Source organism: uncultured Amnibacterium sp. (assembly GCF_964244015.1).
GTDB lineage: Bacteria > Actinomycetota > Actinomycetes > Actinomycetales > Microbacteriaceae > Amnibacterium.
Genome location: NZ_CAXTHO010000069.1, coordinates 1 through 15,382 on the forward strand (window position 1 = coordinate 1; position 15,382 = coordinate 15,382).

Genomic DNA, 15,382 nt, shown 5'->3' on the forward strand with positions numbered 1-15,382 from the left:
TCGTCGACGATCACGAACGCGTCGTGGAGGCTGCGGCCCCGGATGTGGGTGAGCGGCAGCACCTCGAGCGTGCCGTTCTCCACGATCTCCTCGATCACGTTCTGCGAGACCACCGCGCCGAGGGTGTCGAAGACCGCCTGTCCCCACGGGTTCATCTTCTCGGCGGCGTCGCCGGGCAGGTAGCCCAGCTCTTGGCCGCCGACCGCGTAGAGGGGGCGGAAGACCAAGATGCGGCGGTGCTGCTGCCGCTCGAGCACGGCCTCGAGGCCCGCGCAGAGCGCCAAGGCGCTCTTGCCGGTACCGGCACGTCCGCCGAGCGAGACGATGCCGACGTCGGAGTCGAGCAGGAGGTCGATCGCGAGCCGCTGCTCGGCGCTGCGGCCGTGCAGACCGAAGACGTCGCGGTCGCCTCGGACCAGCTTCAGCTCGCCCTTCTTCACCACGCGGGCGAGCGCGCTGCCGCGATCGGAGCTGAGCACCACCCCCGTGTTGATCGGCAGGTCCCGCGCCGCGTCGGTGCTCAGGTGGTGGTCGTCGTAGAGCCGGTTCAGCTCGTCCGACGGCAGCGCCAGCTCGGCGACGCCGGTGTACCCGGTGTCGACGGCGAGCTCGGCGTAGTACTCCTCCGCCCGCAGCCCGATGGAGGCGGCCTTCACCCGCATCGGCAGGTCCTTGGAGACGACGGTCACCTCGAGACCGTCGTTCGCGAGGTTCTGCGCGACCGCGAGGATGCGCGCGTCGTTGCCGCCGAGCTGCAGACCGTTCGGCAGCACGCTCATGTTCGAGTGGTTCAGCTCGACCCGGAGCGAGCCGCCGTCGCCGACCGGCACCGGGAAGTCGAGGCGCTCGTGCTGCACGCGCAGCTCGTCGAGATTCCGGAGGGCCTGGCGTGCGAAGTAGCCGATCTCGGGGTCGTTCCGCTTGCCCTCGAGCTCGGAGATCACGACGACCGGCAGGACGACCGAGTGCTCGGCGAAGCGGAACGGCGCCTTCGGATCGGACAGCAGCACCGAGGTGTCGAGCACGAACGTGCGGGTCCGGGTCTGCACCGTCGATTCGGCGGCGGATTCGGGTGAACGGGCGGACAGCGCTTCAGGCACGCGGCCTCTTTCCCCCGCGGAGGTTCAGCGAACCCCCGCAGATCTCGTTCTCGCCGGAACCATGCGCGCCCCTTCAGTCGCGAGCCGCACGGCGTCCCGGACCGGGTGAGGTACCCGATGCGCACACCGTACGACACGGGTGCGACGGCAGTGTTACGCGCAGGGGACGTGTCTGAGAACGGGCTCGCTCGGGGTGGTCTCGAGGCTCGCTTCGCTCGAACCTCGACCAGCGGGCGGACGGCGGGCGGAGCGGCGGCGGGCGGACGGACAGCGGGCGGGCGGACCGGCGGACCGACGGCGGGCGGACCGGCGGGCGGGCGGACGGGGAGAGGGGGCTCAGACCTCGGCGCGGGCGGTCGCCTGCTCGGCGATGCAGCGCACGACGGCGTCGTCCCCGGCGTCGAGGACCGCGGTCGCGGCGGCCTTGACCTCGTCGGAGGCGGCGGCGGTCGCGTAGGACTCGTCGGCTTCGGCGAACAGCGGCAGGTCGTTCGCCCCGTCACCGAACGCGACGACGCGGCTGAAGCCGTGCTCGGCCGCGATCCGCCGGACCCCGGAGCCCTTGGTCGTGCCGGCGGCCGTCACGTCGAGCACACCGACACCGCTCTCGCGCGTCCCGGTGAGCGCCAGGTCGCATCCGGTACCCCACGAGATCGCGCGGATCATGCGGGCCAGACGCCGGACGACGGGGTACTCGCCGCGGATGCTGACGAAGAAGCCGCGGTCGTGGTCGACCTCGTCCCAGGCGTCGACCGGCGTGAGCCTCGGGTCGTCCGGTCGCGCCTCCAGGAACGTGTCGACGCCGCTGGTCTCGGCGCCGCGCACCCAGCTGACCCTGTCGTCGTCCCCGTCGAGCCAGAAGACGAGCGGGGTGACGCCGGCGGCGAGCGCCGCACCGACGAGCGGGCGGAGGGCTCGCGCGTCGAGGTGCTCCCACCACAGCGGCCTGCGGTCCGCGGGGTCGACTGCGGTCGCGCCGCTGTAGGCCACGACCGGCAGGGACAGCGGGAGGCCCTCGAGCGCGCGGAACGCCGTCAGCGGCGACCGGGCCGTCGCGACCGTGAACGCGGTGCCGTCGGCCAGCAGATCGGTGAGCGTCGAGCGGGCGGCGTCGGAGAGCGTGCCGTCGGCGCCGAGCAGCGTGTCGTCGAGGTCGCTCACGTACAGGGTGCGGGCGGGTCCGGTGAGCGTCATCGGACCGGCCGCACAGCCGTGGCGTAGGCGGACAGGGCGGATCGCAGCATGCCCATCGTCTCCTCCGTGGTTCCGGCGTGCGGGGAGAGCCGCACGCGACCGTCTCGGACCGTCACCGAGACGCCGTGGTTGAACAGGGCGGCCGTGAAGGCCGTGAGCCGGTCGGGCAGCGGCTCGACCACGACGATGCCGGCGCGCTCGGACTCGGCGCGCGGCGAGACGACGGGCAGCCCGAACTCGTCCGCGAGCGCGAGCACGCGCGCGACCCGCTCGCCGAGGCTCGCGGCGACGGCCGCAGGTCCCGCCTGCGTCAGGTCCTCGAGCGCCGCGGCGAGCCGGGCGGCTGCGACCTGGTCGGGCGAGGACACCTGCATGCCGGCCGCGCCGTCGGCGGCGGGCGGCACGCGGTCCCAGGCCGCATCCCCTTCGACGCCGCCGAACCCGGACAGCACGGGCGTGAGCCGGTTCGCGGCGCGGTCCGAGACCGCGAGGAACGCGGTCCCCCAGCCGGCGCGCAGCCATGTCTGGCCACCGCACGCGACGACGTCGGCGGCGTCCCACGGCAGGTCGACCGCGCCGAGCGCCTGCACGGCGTCCACGATCAGCAGGCGGTCGCCGATCACCTGGCGGATGCCGTCCAGGTCCGCGACGAAGCCCGTGCGCGCGTCGACCGCGCTGACAAGGACCGCCATCGTCGTGCTCGTCAGCGCCTCCCGGATGCCGCCGGGGGTGACGCGCCCCTGATCGGCGCCCAGCCAGATCGGGGTGACGACCTGCGTCGCCTCCGCGGCCCGGACGGCGGTGATCGGGAGGGCCGGGTAGTCCGCCGGGGACACGAGCAGCCCGCCGGCGAGCCCGTAGACGGCCTGCGTGATCCCCTGACCGGTGCTGGGCTGGAAGGCGATCTGGTCCGACCGGAACCCCGTGAGCACCGCGGCGGCGTCGCGGAGGCGTCCGGCGCCGCGCTCCAGCCGTTCCTTCGCTCCCCAGCGCGCGCGGCGGACGAGATCCTCCTGCGCGGCGGACTCCGCGACCACCGCGGCGGAGAGCGGACCGAAGGCAGCGAAGTCGAGGTAGCCCGGTTCCTCCCCGAAGCCGTCGAGATACTCGGTCAAGGCGTCCATGGCGAGCACCGAGCGTAGCGGCGCGCAGAGCGGGTCAGGCGCCGTACCGCCGCTGCCGGAGGGCGTAGGAGCGCAGCGCGCGCAGGAAGTCCACCTCGCGTAGATCCGGGCCGAGCGCCTCCACGAAGTAGAACTCGCTGTGCGCGCTCTGCCAGACCATGAAGTCGGACAGGCGCTGCTCGCCGGAGGTGCGGATCACGAGGTCCGGATCCGGCTGGCCGGTCGTGTACAGGTGCTCGGCGATCCGCTCGGGCTCGAGCTGCTCGCTGAGGTTCGCGAGCGTGCCGCCCGCCGCCTCGTGCTCCATGACGATGCTGCGCATCGCGTGGGTGATCTCGGTGCGCCCGCCGTAGCCGACGGCGAGGTTGATGTGCAGCCCGGATCGGCCCGCCCCCTGCGCCTCCGCGGTCCGCAGGGACGCGAGCAGCGCCTCGGGGAGCCCCTCCGTGGTGCCGACGTGCTTGACCCGCCACCGGGTCGACAGGTCGAGCGCGAGCGTGCCGATGATGTCGAACAGGGCGGTCAACTCGCCTCCCGCGCGACCGCGGAGGTTGTCGGTCGACAGGAGGTAGAAGGTGACGTGCGGGATGCCGAGGCCGTCGACCCACCCGGCGAACTCGAGCAGCTTGTCGGCGCCGGCGCGATGGCCGTGCGCCGCGGTCTCGAGCCCGACCAGCTTCGCCCAGCGCCGGTTGCCGTCGAGGATCATCGCGATGTGCTGCGGCAGCGCGGACGACGCGAGGTTGTGCCGGAGCCGCCGCTGGTACAGCGAGTAGAACGGCCTGCGCAGGCGAACCCCTCTCCACCGCACCCCGACACCGTACGCCCGGGATCGGCGCGTCGGCCGACGGCTACCCTCGATTTCATGCAGGAGTCGACGGAGCAGTCCTCGACGGTCGAGCCGCCGCACCTCCCCCTGCTGGAGGAGTCCGCGGACGACGCGCGGATGGAGCCGAAGCCCACGTGGCGCGGCTGGATCCACGCCGTGACGGCACCGGTCGCGGCGGTCGCCGGCCTGGTGCTCGTGGCGCTCGCGACGACGCCCGAGGCGCGCTGGGCGTGCGTCGTGTTCGCGCTGACGTCGATCCTGCTGTTCGGCAACTCCGCGCTGTACCACCGCGTGAACTGGTCACCGAGGGTGCAGCTCGCGCTGAAGCGCGTCGACCACGCCAACATCTTCCTGCTCATCGCCGGCACCTACACCCCCCTCGCGCTGCTGGCGCTGCCCCGCGGGCAGGGGCTCGTGCTGGTCACCGTCGTCTGGGCCGGCGCGCTGATCGGGGTGGCGTTCCGGGTGCTCTGGATCGGGGCGCCGCGCTGGCTGTACGTCGCGCTGTACCTCCTGCTCGGCTGGGCGGCCGTGGCCTTCTTCGTGCCGCTGTTCCAGGCGAACGCCGCGATGATGATCCTGGTCGCCGTCGGCGGCCTGCTCTACACCGGCGGGGCCGTCTGCTACGGGTTCAAGCGACCGAACCCGTTCCCCGGCCGGTTCGGCTTCCACGAGATCTTCCACACCTGCACGGTGCTCGCGTTCCTCTGCCACTGGACGGCAACCCTGCTGATCGCGCTGCACCCCGTCGCCTGAACCACCCGCTCCTCACGAGTGAGGCGCGATCAGGAGGTCGGCGGGTGCTCCTGCGCGCGGCGCTCCTGCAGCTCGCCGCGGTAGCGGACCCGGCGCACGCGGCGGATCATGTCGGCGATCAGGAGGATCGTGGCCAGCGTCACGAACAGGATCGCGAGGAATCCGACCACGCCGGGCGTGACCGCGTTCTCGTTCACGTTCAGCGACGGGGACGGCGACGGGGTCGCCGCCAGGAGCAGACCGAGCATCGTGCCCTCCTCGGCTAGCCTCGTGAGCTCACGAATCTAGTTCACCGGCCGGACGGGAGGACGCGTGAGCACGCGCATCACGACCCTCGACGAGCGGTACGGCCGCACCCCCCGCCGCCGTCGGCGGGGTCGCGTCCGCACGGTCGTGGCCGCGGGGATCGCGGTCGTGGCCGTCGCCGCATGGGCCGTCTGGACCGGGATCGGCGGGGCGACGACGACGCTCGGCGTCACCACGACCGGCATCACGGTCATCGGCGACGAGGCCACCGACGTGCAGTGGCTCGTGACCGGCCGGTCCGGCACCGCACTCGTCTGCGCGATCGAGGCGACCGACGCCAGCGGCGCCGTCGTGGGGCTCGCCGAGGTCGTGGTCCCCGCCTCCGGACAGATCAACCGCACCGGCCAGACCCGGGTGCGCACCGTCCGCCTGGCGTCGAACGGGTTGATCGAGTCCTGCCGGGACGCCTAAACTCGCCCATCCGATCCGCGCTCGGCGCCCACCGGCGTGCGCGTCGCAGCGCCGCCTCGTCGGCGCCGGCCGCCACGAGGGCCGAGCCCCTGCGGATCCCGCGAACCGAGACGAGGAATCCGTCATGTCCAACGCACCCACCGCCAACTGGTTGACCCAGGCGTCGTTCGACCGGCTGACCGCCGAGCTGGAGGAGTTGTCGGGCCCGCGTCGCGAGGAGGTCGTCGCGCGCATCGCGCAAGCCCGCGAGGAGGGCGACCTGAAGGAGAACGGCGGGTACCACGCGGCCAAGGAGGAGCAGGGCAAGATCGAGGCCCGCATCCGCCAGCTGACCGTGATCCTCCGCACCGCCGAGGTGGGCCAGGCCGCCGAGGTCACCGACGTCGTCGCTGCCGGCAACGTCGTCACGGCGACCGTCGCGGGCACCGAGCTGCGGTTCCTGCTCGGCAGCCGCGAGATCGCGGGCGACTCCGGGATCGACGTCTACAGCGAGAGCAGCCCGCTCGGCCGCGCGGTGCTCGGCGCGAAGGTCGGCTCGACGGTCAGCTTCGAGGCGCCGAACGGCCGCGCCATCGAGGTGCAGGTGACCAAGGTCGAGCCGTACGACGGCTGACGGCTGGTGGTCTCGAGGCTCGCTGCGCTCGCACCTCGACCAACGGGGCTCGGGTCGGAGTCAGGTGACGATGACGCGGGGCTGGTAGCCCGCCTCCTCCAGCCGCGCCATCACGGCGGCCTGGTGGGGCTTGCCGCGGGTCTCGACGCTGATGTCGATCTGCACCTCGCTGATCTGCGTGCCCGAGCCATGGCGGGTGTGCAGCACCTCGACGACGTTCGCGTTCGCCTCCGCGATCAGGGCGGCGATCACGGCCAGCTGACCGGGACGGTCCGGCAGACCGATGCGCAGCGTCATGTATCGGTCGGAGGTGACGAGGCCCCGGCTGATGACGCGCTCCATCGTCAGCGGGTCGATGTTGCCGCCCGACAGGACCGCGACCGTGACGCCGGGATCCGGGACGACGCCGGAGAGCAGCGCGGCGACGCCGACCGCGCCGGCGGGCTCGACGACGAGCTTCGCGCGTTCCAGCAGTACCAGCAGCGCGCTCGCGGTCTCGTCGTCGGTCACGGTGACGACGTCGTCGACCAGGTCGCGCACGATCTGAAACGTGATCCTGCCCGGCGTGCCGACCGCGATGCCGTCGGCGATCGTCGGCTTCGTCTGCACGGTGCGGACCTCGCCGGCCTGCAGGGAGGCGGGGAACGCGGCCGCGTTCGCGACCTGGACGCCGATCACGCGCACGTGGGGTGCGAGCTGCTTGACCGCGGAGGCGATCCCGGAGATCAGGCCTCCGCCGCCGACGGGCACGACGATCGTCTGCACGTCGGGCACGTCCTCGAGGATCTCGAGCCCGACGGTGCCCTGCCCGGCGATGACGTCGGGGTGGTCGAACGGCGGGATGAACACCGCACCGGTCGCCTCCGCGAAGCGCGCCGCGGCGGCGAGCGACTCGTCGACGACGTCGCCGACCAGCTGCACGTCGGCGCCGTAGTCGCGCGTCGCGGCGAGCTTCGGCAGCGCGACGCCCATCGGCATGAAGATCGTCGCCGCGATGCCGAGCTGCCGGGCGGCGAAGGCGACGCCCTGCGCGTGGTTCCCGGCGGACGCCGCGACGACGCCGCGCGCCCGCTCCTCCGGGGTGAGGCGGGAGAGACGGTAGGAGGCGCCGCGGATCTTGTAGGAGCCGGTGCGCTGCAGGTTCTCGCACTTCAGGTGCACCGGCGCCCCGGTGACCGACTGGAGGTAGCGGGAATGCTCCATCGGCGTGCGCGAGGCGAGCGGTGCGAGCACGCGCGCCGCGTCGCGGATGCGCTCGATCGAGGGGGCGGCGACGCTGTCGACGACGTCCGTCAGCACGGCCGCCGCCGCAGCGGTCGTGCCGATGGTGCTGTCCGACTCAGGCAACGGTCTTCACGTCCTGCGGGCGGGGCCGCCGATCCCGTCGCCGGCTCGGCCGGTCCTGGTCGGCGTGCGGCACGTCGTCGGTCGGGGGCGGCGGCTGCCCCTTCCAGGACCCGCCCGCCAGGAACTTCACCGCCGAGTTCAGCGCCGCCGCGAACGGCACCGCGAACACCGCTCCCGCGATGCCGCCGAGCAGCGACCCGAGCGCCACCGAGACGACGACGGCGATGGGATGCAGGCGCACCGCGGTGCCCATGAGCAGCGGCTGCAGGATGTGGGACTCCAGCTGGTTCACCGCGATCAGGCCGGCGAGCATGATGACGGCCTGCAGCACCGTGTTGTCCGGGAACAGGCCGGGGTAGATCAGCGCGACGATCACCGCGAGCGAGCCGGTCGTCACCGCCCCGATGATCGGGATGAACGCGCCGAGGAACACCACGACGGCGATCGCGAACACGAACGGCAGCTGCAGGACCGCGGCGACGATGCCGATCCCGATCGCGTCGATGAGCGCGACGATGATCTGCACCCGGGCGTACTCGCCCACCGAGAGCCACACGGCCCGGCCCGCGCCGTCGACGGCGGCGCGGGCCCGCCGGGGCGCGAGCCGGACGCACCAGCGCCAGATGCCCGCGCCGTCGAGCACGAAGAACAGCGTGGTGAAGAGCGTCAGCAGCAGGCCGACGGCGAGGTCGCCGATGGTGGAGGCGCCGGCGACCGCACCGGAGACGACCGAACCCGAGTTGCTCTGCACCGCCTTGGTGGCGCTCGCGATGAGGTTCATCAGATCCGCCTCGCTGAACCCGAGCGGCCCGGTGCGGAGGAAGGCGAGGAACGTGTCGTAGGACTTCCCGACCTGCGTCTCGAAGCCGGGCAGCCCGGCCCGCAGCGTCAGCACGACGAGGGTGACCAGCCCGGCGATGATCACGAGGAGGCCGACGAAGGTCACCACGACGGCGAGCCAGCGCGGCCAGCCCCACTTCAGCAGCCGGCGCTTGACCGGCGTCAGCAGCGCGGACAGCAGGACCGCGACCGCGACCGGGATCACGACGATGTGCAGCTGGACGATGAGGAACAGCACCACCGCGATGAGCACGAGCACGCCGATCACGCGCCACGACCAGGCACCCGCGATCTTCAGGCTCACCGGCACGGCACGCGAGACGACGTCGTCCGTCTCGGTCCCCGTGTCCTCGGTTCGTCTGGGCATCCCGCGATTCTAGGGATGCGCTGCAGGAACGCTGACCCCACGTCGGGGGCCGTCGCCGCCGACGCATACGGTCGGGGGCATGGACCAGCTGTCGGCTCGGGAGGCGCGGCGTATCGCGCTCGCCGCGCAGGGCTTCGGGCGGGCGCATCCGCCGACCGCGGGGCGCGCCCGGATCGAGGCGGAGCTGCTGCGCCTCCGGGTGCTGCAGATCGACTCGGTGAACGTGTTCGAGCGCAGCCACTACCTGCCGCTGCTCGCCCGGCTCGGGCCCTACGACCGCACGCGGCTCGACCGCCTCCTGCTCGATCCCGCCGGCGAGCGGCTCGAATACTGGGCGCACGAGGCGGCCTTCATCCCGAAGACCGACCTCGGGCTGTTCGCGTTCCGGATGGAGCAGTACCGGACGAAGCACGCCGCGCTGCACGTTCAGCATCGCGCGCTGATCGCGGCGCTGCTCGCCGAGATCGCCGACCGCGGCCCGCTCGCGGCGAGCGAGATCGAGCAGCAGCCGAGCGTGCGGCAGGGGCCGTGGTGGGGCTGGTCGGACACGAAGCGCACGCTCGAGCTGCTGTTCCGCTCCGGCGAGCTGGTGAGCGCGGGGCGGCGCGGGTTCGAGCGGCGCTACGGCCTCCCCGAGCAGGTGCTGGGCGGCCCGCTCGAGCCGGTGGCGAAGGCGGAGGCGATCCGCGAGCTGGTCCGGCGGGCGGCGGTCGCGCACGGGGTCGCCGCGCTGCCGGACCTCGCCGACTACTACCGGCTGCGGTCGGACGAGACCGCGGTCGCCGCGCAGGAGCTGGAGGACTCGGGCGAGATCGTGCCCGTCGCCGTGCGCGGCTGGGACCGGGCCGACGGGAGACCACTGAAGGCCTGGCGGCACGTCGACGCCGTGCCGCCGACCCGGCTGCGCGCGGCCGCGGTGCTCTCGCCGTTCGACCCGGTCGTCTGGCAGCGCGACCGCATCCTGCGGATGTTCGGCTTCCACTACCGGATCTCGATCTACACGCCCGCCGCGCAGCGGGTGCACGGCTACTACGTGCTGCCGGTGCTGGTCGACGACCGCCTCGTCGGCCGCGTCGATCTGAAGTCCGACCGGCAGGCGGGGCGGCTGCTCGTGCAGGCCGCGTGGACGGAGCCGGAGGCGTCCGCGGGCACCGCCGAGCGACTCGTGCCCGTGCTGCGGGACGCGGCGCGGTGGCAGGGCCTCGACGCGATCGAGGTCGTCGGTGCCGGTGACCTCGCCCCGGCGCTCGGCGCGGCGCTCCGCTCCTCCGCCGAGTGATCTCGGGGCTCGGTGTTTCGTCGTTCAGGAGTTCTGGCGGGCGGGGAGGTGCGTGATCGCGGCCAGGACCTCGGCCACCGTGACCGCGGCGAGGGCCGGGTCCGGGTGGGGCGCGAAGGCGTCGCCGACGCGCAGCTCCGCGTGGGTGAGCGCGAGGTGCGGGCCGGGCGGCGGCCCCCACCGCTCGGGTCCGACGGGACCGAACAGCACCACGGAGGGGGTGCCGGCGGCGGAGGCGAGGTGCCCGGCGCCGGTGTCCGCCGTGACGACGAGGGCCGCGTCCGCGATCAGGGCGACGAAGCCGCCCAGCGAGGTGCGCCCGGCGAGCACGCGGTCCTCCGGCAGCCCGGCGAGCGCGGCCGCCTCGAGGGCGCGGGGCCGCTCCCCCGCACTGCCGCTGAGCACGACGCGGTGCCCGCGACCCTCGAGCGAACGCGCGACGGCCGCGAACCGGTCCACCGGCCACTCCCGGGAGGCGAAGGCCGCCCCGACGTGCACGACGGCCGCGTCCGGCGCCGGCGAGGGGACGTCCGAGCGGGCGATGCGCAGATCTTCCGGATCGCCCGGCATGCCGAAGGCCCCGGTCAGCCGCACCCAGCGATCGCGCTCGTGCTGCTGCTCCACCCATGGCGGCCCGGGCTCCCCGGCGGCGAGCGCGTGCCGCACCACCACCCGGGCACCGGTCGCGTCGACGATCGCGGCGGACTCCGGCCCGCCGCCGTGCAGGTTCGCGACGACGTCGATCTCGCCCCGTGCGAACGGCAGTGGCTCGAGCCCGCCGACCGGGACGAGCCCGTCGACGGCGTCGATCAGCTCGACGACCGGCTGCAGCCAGGCGGAGGTGGCGAGCAGCAGCCGATGCTCGCCCAGGCCGCGCCGCAGGGCACGAAGCGCGGGAACCGCGACGAGCAGGTCGCCGAGCTGGAGCGCTCGGAAGGCGACCGCGAGGGGCCGGCCGTCGACCTCCGGAGCGCCCGTCATGGCGAGAGTGTTTCAGCAGGAGTCGGGCTTTCTCTCAGCAATCATCCAGTCAGCCTCGCCCGGCGCCCTGTAGGCATTGGCGGATGACCTCGCGAACCGCTCCGCTCGCGGTGCTGTTCGATCGCGACAACACCCTGGTCGCGGACGTGCCGTACAACGGCGACCCCGAGCTGGTGCGGCCGATGCCCGGCGCGCTCGAGGCGGTCGCCGCGGTGCGCGCCGCCGGGCTGCCGATCGGCGTCGTGTCGAACCAGTCCGGGATCGCCAGGGGCATCGTCACCCGCGAGCAGGTCGACGCGGTGAACGCCCGCGTGGACGAGCTGTTCGGCGGCTTCGACACGTGGCAGGTGTGCCCGCACGGCCCCGACGACGGCTGCCTGTGCCGCAAACCGGCGCCCGGCATGGTGCTGCAGGCCGCGGAGGCGCTCGGCGTCGATCCGGCTCGCACGGTCGTGATCGGGGACATCGGCGCGGACGTCGGCGCGGCGCACGCAGCCGGCGCCCGGGCCGTGCTCGTCCCCACCTCCGTGACGCGTCAGCAGGAGGTGTGGGCCGCGGACGCCGTCGCCTCGGACCTCCGGGACGCCGTGCGGATGGCACTCGCGGGGGATGCCGCGTGAGGCGCGTGCTCGTCGCCCGGCTGGACAGCATGGGTGACGTGCTCGTCAGCGGCCCCGCGGTCCGGGCGGTCGCCGCCGCGGCCGAGGTGGTGCTGCTCGCCGGTCCGCAGGGGGCGGCGGCCGCGCGCCTGCTGCCCGGCGTCGCCGAGGTCCGGGTGCTCGCCGCGCCCTGGATCACGCCGACCGACCGCCCGGTCGATGGGGCGCTCGTCGCCGAGGTCGCGCGCACCGTCGCCGAGACCGGGGTGCAGGAGGCGGTCGTGCTCACGTCCTTCCACCAGTCCCCGCTGCCGCTCGCCCTCCTCCTGCGGCTTGCCGGCGTGCGCCGGATCACCGGCGCCTCCGTCGACGCCGCGGGCGGCCTGCTCGACGTCCGCCTGATCCCCGGCGAGGACCTGCCGGAGGAGCTGCCGGAGCCGCTCCGCGCCCTCCGCATCGCGGCGGCGGCCGGCTTCGTGCTGCCGGAGGGGGACGACGCCCGGCTGGCGGCGGAGCTGCCCGAGCGACCCCTCGCGGCGGGCATCGACCCCTATGTCGTCGTGCACCCCGGGGCCGCCGTGCCCGCCCGCGCCTACCCGGCGGAGCGGTGCGCGGAGGTCGTGGAGCTGCTCGCGGACCGCGGCCACCGCGTGCTCGTGACCGGCGGGCCCGACGAGCGCGCCCTCACCGCGCGGGTCGCCGGCGCGGCCGGGATCGACCTGGGCGGCGTGCTCGCGCTGGCCGAGCTGGGCGCCGTGCTCCGCGACGCCGACGTCGTCATCGTCGGCAACACCGGCCCCGCCCACCTCGCTGCCGCGGCCGGCACCCCGGTCGTCAGCCTGTTCGCGCCGGTCGTCCCGGCCGAGCGCTGGGCCCCGTGGGGGGTGCCGGTCGAGCTGCTCGGCGACCAGGAGGCGGCCTGCCGCGGCTCCCGCGCCCGGGTCTGCCCGATCGCGGGTCACCCGTGCCTCGCCTCCGTCTCGCCCGAGGCCGTCGTGGAGGCCGCCGACCGACTCGTGGGAGCAGCCGCATGAAGGTTCTCCTCTGGCACGTGCACGGCGGCTGGACGGACGCGTTCGTCCGCGGCGGCCACGACTACCTGGTCCCGACCACGCCCGCCCGCGACGGCTGGGGCCTCGGCCTCGGCGGGCGCGACTGGCCCGCCCGCGAGGTCGCGCCGGAGGACCTCCGCGGCGAGGACGTCGACGTCGTGGTGCTGCAGCGCCCCGACGAGCTGGCGGCGGCGGAGCGCCTGACGGGCCGTCGGATCGGGCCCGACCTGCCCGCCGTCTACCTCGAGCACAACACCCCGAAGGGCGACGTGCCGCTGTCGGTGCATCCGATGGCGGATCGCGGCGATCTCGACCTGGTGCACGTGACCCACACGAACGCGCTGCTCTGGGACACCGGCCGCACGCGGACCCGCGTGATCGAGCACGGCGTCCGCGATCCGGGGCTGCGCTACACCGGAGGGCGGGCCCGCTTCGCCGCGGTGATCAACGAGCCGGTGCGCCGCTGGCGCGTCACCGGCACCGACCTGCTCCCCCGCTTCGCCGAGGTCGCGCCGGTCGACGTGTTCGGGATGGGCACCGACCTGCTCGACGACGCCTTCGAGGGCGCTCCCCCGATCCGCGGTCTCGGCGACGTGCCGCCCGCCGCGATGCACCCCGCGCTCGCGGAGCGCCGCGCCTACCTCCACCCCCACCGCTGGACGTCGCTGGGGCTGTCGCTGATCGAGGCGATGCAGCTCGGGATGCCCGTGATCGCGCTCGCCGCGACGGAGGCGCCGCGCGCCGTGCCGCCCGAGGCGGGGGCGATCTCCGCCGACGTCGACGAGCTGGTCCGGGCGGCGCGGGTGCTGCTCGCGGACCCGGAGGAGGCGAGGCGCCGCGGCGCCATCGCGCGCGAGATCGCACTCGAGCGCTTCGGGCTCGCCCGGTTCCTCGCCGACTGGGACGAGACGCTCGACGCGGCCGTAGCACGACGTGCCCGCATCACGCGAACCGACCTCGGGGGGATTGTGCTCACCGGCTCGGATCTGCGAGAAGTCGAGTGATGAGAATCGCACTCGTGTCCGAGCACGCCAGCCCGCTCGCCGTGATCGGCGGTGTCGACGCCGGCGGGCAGAACATCCACGTCGCCGCGCTCGCGACCGCCCTCGGCGCCGCCGGCCACCTCGTGGACGTGTACACGCGGCGCGACGATCCGAGCCTGCCGGCCTCCGTGCCGTTCGCACCGAACGTCACCGTCGTGCCGATCTCGGCCGGTCCGGCGACGGCCGTGCCGAAGGACGAGCTGCTGCCGCTGATGGGCGAGTTCGCCGACGCGCTCGCGGCCGCCTGGATCGCCGACCGCCCCGACGTGGTCCACGGCCACTTCTGGATGTCCGGCCTCGCGACGCTCGACGCCGCGGGCCGGGTCGACCTGGCGCTCGGCGGCCACCTGCCCGTCGTGCAGACCTTCCACGCGCTCGGCGTCGTGAAGCGCCGGCAGCAGGGCGCCCGCGACACGTCGCCCGCCGAGCGCGCGTTCCTCGAGCCCGACGTCGCCCGGCGCGCCGACGCGATCGTGGCGACCTGCTCGGACGAGGCGTTCGAGCTGAAGGCGTTCGGCGTCCCGGCTTCGCGCATCGCCGTCGTGCCGTGCGGGGTCGACACGACGCTGTTCTCCCCGACGGGCCCGGTCGCGCCCCGCACCGACCGCCTCCGGCTGATCACCGTGAGCCGCCTGGTCCCGCGCAAGGGCGTCGGGAACGCGATCGAGGCGCTGGCCCGCCTCGTGCGGCGCGGCGTCGACGCCGAGCTCGTCGTCATCGGCGGCGCGGGTGACGTCGACCACCTCACCGCCGAGCCCGAGATCGACCGGCTGCGGCGCGTCATCGCCGACGAGGGGCTCGAGGACCGCGTGCTGCTCGCCGGCGGCATCGCCCACGACGCGCTGCCGGCGTGGTACCGGAGCGCCGACGTGGTCGTCTGCGCGCCCTGGTACGAGCCGTTCGGGATCGTTCCGGTGGAGGCGATGGCCTCCGGTCGCGCCGTCGTCGCCACGCGGGTCGGCGGGCTGATCGACACCGTCGTCGACGACGGGACCGGCGTGCACGTGCCGCCGCGGGACCCCGAGGCGCTCGCCGACGCCGTCGAGGCGCTGCTCGCCGACCCCGAGCGCCGACTCCGCTACGAGCGGGCCGGTCGCCGCCGCGCGGCCACCCGCTACACGTGGCGGAGAATCGCGGCGGACACATTTCGCACATACGAGCGCCTCGCGGCCAGCGATCGCGCGAACGAGCTGCTGGCAGGAGGCGGTTGACCGTGACCGGGAGCCCGACCGGGACCGTGGACGTCGCGCGCCGGCACATCGATGCGCTGGCGCCGACGCTCGGCGCGCTCGCGGAGCAGTCGCCCCGGCTCGCCGAGTGGGGCCGCGTCCTCGCCGACCGGCTGCTCGGCGGCGGCAGGCTGCTCGCCGCGGGCAACGGCGGCAGCGCCGCGGAGGCGCAGCACCTGACGGCCGAGTTCGTCGGCAGATTCGACGGCGACCGCCGCGCGTTCAGCGCTATCGCGCTGCACGGCGACACCTCCGCACTCACCGCGATCGCGAACGACTACGGCTACGCGGAGTCGTTCGCGCGCCAGGTGA

Annotated in this window: 17 protein-coding genes; 9 read left to right on the forward strand and 8 right to left on the reverse strand. The window is 74.2% G+C overall.

Annotated features, from left to right (window positions below):
* The 4 genes from ACFE67_RS09175 to uppS all read right to left on the reverse strand — a co-directional run.
* Positions 1-1,088, reverse strand: a 1,088-nt coding sequence (locus ACFE67_RS09175; protein WP_375406588.1) for a PhoH family protein, incomplete at its 3' end; no start/stop codon positions are given.
* Positions 1,089-1,436: 348 nt separating this feature from the next.
* On the reverse strand, positions 1,437-2,294 hold the full coding sequence (locus ACFE67_RS09180; protein WP_375406573.1) for an HAD hydrolase family protein: 858 nt from the start codon (positions 2,292-2,294) through the stop codon (positions 1,437-1,439).
* Positions 2,291-3,418 (reverse strand): aminotransferase class V-fold PLP-dependent enzyme, encoded by a 1,128-nt coding sequence (locus ACFE67_RS09185; RefSeq protein ID WP_375406574.1) that lies wholly within the window; start codon positions 3,416-3,418, stop codon positions 2,291-2,293. Before ACFE67_RS09185 ends, ACFE67_RS09180 begins: the two co-directional genes overlap by 4 nt.
* 34 nt (positions 3,419-3,452) lie before the next feature.
* Complete coding sequence (gene uppS, locus ACFE67_RS09190; RefSeq protein ID WP_375406575.1) at positions 3,453-4,229, reverse strand: polyprenyl diphosphate synthase; 777 nt, start codon at positions 4,227-4,229, stop codon at positions 3,453-3,455.
* Positions 4,230-4,283: 54 nt separating this feature from the next.
* Here uppS and ACFE67_RS09195 point away from each other — a divergent pair, with 54 nt between their 5' ends.
* Positions 4,284-5,003, forward strand: coding sequence for a hemolysin III family protein (locus tag ACFE67_RS09195; RefSeq protein WP_375406576.1), 720 nt, complete (start codon positions 4,284-4,286; stop codon positions 5,001-5,003).
* Positions 5,004-5,032: 29 nt separating this feature from the next.
* Here the strand turns inward: ACFE67_RS09195 and ACFE67_RS09200 are convergent, their stop codons facing one another.
* Complete coding sequence (locus ACFE67_RS09200) at positions 5,033-5,251, reverse strand: hypothetical protein (RefSeq protein ID WP_375406577.1); 219 nt, start codon at positions 5,249-5,251, stop codon at positions 5,033-5,035.
* A 64-nt stretch (positions 5,252-5,315) separates the two neighbouring features.
* On the opposite strand from ACFE67_RS09200, the gene ACFE67_RS09205 reads away from it, so the two are divergent.
* Both ACFE67_RS09205 and greA read left to right on the forward strand, forming a co-directional pair.
* On the forward strand, positions 5,316-5,720 hold the full coding sequence (locus ACFE67_RS09205; RefSeq protein ID WP_375406578.1) for a DUF4307 domain-containing protein: 405 nt from the start codon (positions 5,316-5,318) through the stop codon (positions 5,718-5,720).
* 124 nt (positions 5,721-5,844) lie between these two features.
* Complete coding sequence (gene greA, locus ACFE67_RS09210; protein ID WP_375406579.1) at positions 5,845-6,333, forward strand: transcription elongation factor GreA; 489 nt, start codon at positions 5,845-5,847, stop codon at positions 6,331-6,333.
* 60 nt (positions 6,334-6,393) lie between these two features.
* Here the strand turns inward: greA and ilvA are convergent, their stop codons facing one another.
* On the reverse strand, positions 6,394-7,659 hold the full coding sequence (ilvA, locus tag ACFE67_RS09215) for a threonine ammonia-lyase (protein ID WP_375406589.1): 1,266 nt from the start codon (positions 7,657-7,659) through the stop codon (positions 6,394-6,396).
* 13 nt (positions 7,660-7,672) lie between these two features.
* Complete coding sequence (locus ACFE67_RS09220) at positions 7,673-8,887, reverse strand: AI-2E family transporter (RefSeq protein ID WP_375406580.1); 1,215 nt, start codon at positions 8,885-8,887, stop codon at positions 7,673-7,675.
* Between the two features lie 79 nt (positions 8,888-8,966).
* Between ACFE67_RS09220 and ACFE67_RS09225 the strand changes: the two genes are divergently transcribed.
* Positions 8,967-10,166, forward strand: coding sequence for a winged helix-turn-helix domain-containing protein (locus ACFE67_RS09225; protein WP_375406581.1), 1,200 nt, complete (start codon positions 8,967-8,969; stop codon positions 10,164-10,166).
* Positions 10,167-10,190: 24 nt separating this feature from the next.
* On the opposite strand, the gene ACFE67_RS09230 is transcribed toward ACFE67_RS09225, so the two are convergent.
* Positions 10,191-11,147: a glycosyltransferase family 9 protein gene (locus ACFE67_RS09230; RefSeq protein WP_375406582.1), complete on the reverse strand. Its 957-nt coding sequence runs from the start codon at positions 11,145-11,147 to the stop codon at positions 10,191-10,193.
* An 83-nt stretch (positions 11,148-11,230) separates the two neighbouring features.
* On the opposite strand from ACFE67_RS09230, the gene ACFE67_RS09235 reads away from it, so the two are divergent.
* The 5 genes from ACFE67_RS09235 to ACFE67_RS09255 all read left to right on the forward strand — a co-directional run.
* Positions 11,231-11,767 (forward strand): D-glycero-alpha-D-manno-heptose-1,7-bisphosphate 7-phosphatase, encoded by a 537-nt coding sequence (locus ACFE67_RS09235; RefSeq protein ID WP_375406583.1) that lies wholly within the window; start codon positions 11,231-11,233, stop codon positions 11,765-11,767.
* A complete protein-coding gene (locus tag ACFE67_RS09240; RefSeq protein ID WP_375406584.1) occupies positions 11,764-12,780 on the forward strand; it encodes a glycosyltransferase family 9 protein in 1,017 nt (338 codons plus the stop codon). The genes ACFE67_RS09235 and ACFE67_RS09240 overlap by 4 nt, the downstream gene beginning before the upstream one ends.
* Positions 12,777-13,802, forward strand: a complete 1,026-nt coding sequence (locus ACFE67_RS09245; protein WP_375406585.1) for a glycosyltransferase — start codon at positions 12,777-12,779, stop codon at positions 13,800-13,802. The genes ACFE67_RS09240 and ACFE67_RS09245 overlap by 4 nt, the downstream gene beginning before the upstream one ends.
* Positions 13,802-15,052, forward strand: a complete 1,251-nt coding sequence (locus tag ACFE67_RS09250; RefSeq protein ID WP_375406586.1) for a glycosyltransferase — start codon at positions 13,802-13,804, stop codon at positions 15,050-15,052. The genes ACFE67_RS09245 and ACFE67_RS09250 overlap by 1 nt, the downstream gene beginning before the upstream one ends.
* Positions 15,053-15,054: 2 nt before the next feature.
* Positions 15,055-15,382 (forward strand): SIS domain-containing protein (locus ACFE67_RS09255; RefSeq protein WP_375406587.1); only part of this gene is annotated, 328 nt, incomplete at its 3' end.

What these genes read in the sequence shown, in the direction of transcription:
- greA (WP_375406579.1), top strand. Translation starts at nt 5,845, where the DNA reads ATGTCCAACGCACCCACCGCCAACTGGTTGACCCAGGCGTCGTTCGAC.
- ACFE67_RS09235 (WP_375406583.1), top strand. Translation starts at nt 11,231, where the DNA reads ATGACCTCGCGAACCGCTCCGCTCGCGGTGCTGTTCGATCGCGACAAC.
- ACFE67_RS09200 (WP_375406577.1), bottom strand. Translation starts at nt 5,251, where the DNA reads ATGCTCGGTCTGCTCCTGGCGGCGACCCCGTCGCCGTCCCCGTCGCTG.
- ACFE67_RS09230 (WP_375406582.1), bottom strand. Translation starts at nt 11,147, where the DNA reads ATGACGGGCGCTCCGGAGGTCGACGGCCGGCCCCTCGCGGTCGCCTTC.
- ACFE67_RS09195 (WP_375406576.1), top strand. Translation starts at nt 4,284, where the DNA reads ATGCAGGAGTCGACGGAGCAGTCCTCGACGGTCGAGCCGCCGCACCTC.
- ACFE67_RS09250 (WP_375406586.1), top strand. Translation starts at nt 13,802, where the DNA reads ATGAGAATCGCACTCGTGTCCGAGCACGCCAGCCCGCTCGCCGTGATC.
- ACFE67_RS09225 (WP_375406581.1), top strand. Translation starts at nt 8,967, where the DNA reads ATGGACCAGCTGTCGGCTCGGGAGGCGCGGCGTATCGCGCTCGCCGCG.
- ACFE67_RS09220 (WP_375406580.1), bottom strand. Translation starts at nt 8,887, where the DNA reads ATGCCCAGACGAACCGAGGACACGGGGACCGAGACGGACGACGTCGTC.
- ACFE67_RS09180 (WP_375406573.1), bottom strand. Translation starts at nt 2,294, where the DNA reads ATGACGCTCACCGGACCCGCCCGCACCCTGTACGTGAGCGACCTCGAC.
- ACFE67_RS09245 (WP_375406585.1), top strand. Translation starts at nt 12,777, where the DNA reads ATGAAGGTTCTCCTCTGGCACGTGCACGGCGGCTGGACGGACGCGTTC.
- ACFE67_RS09185 (WP_375406574.1), bottom strand. Translation starts at nt 3,418, where the DNA reads ATGGACGCCTTGACCGAGTATCTCGACGGCTTCGGGGAGGAACCGGGC.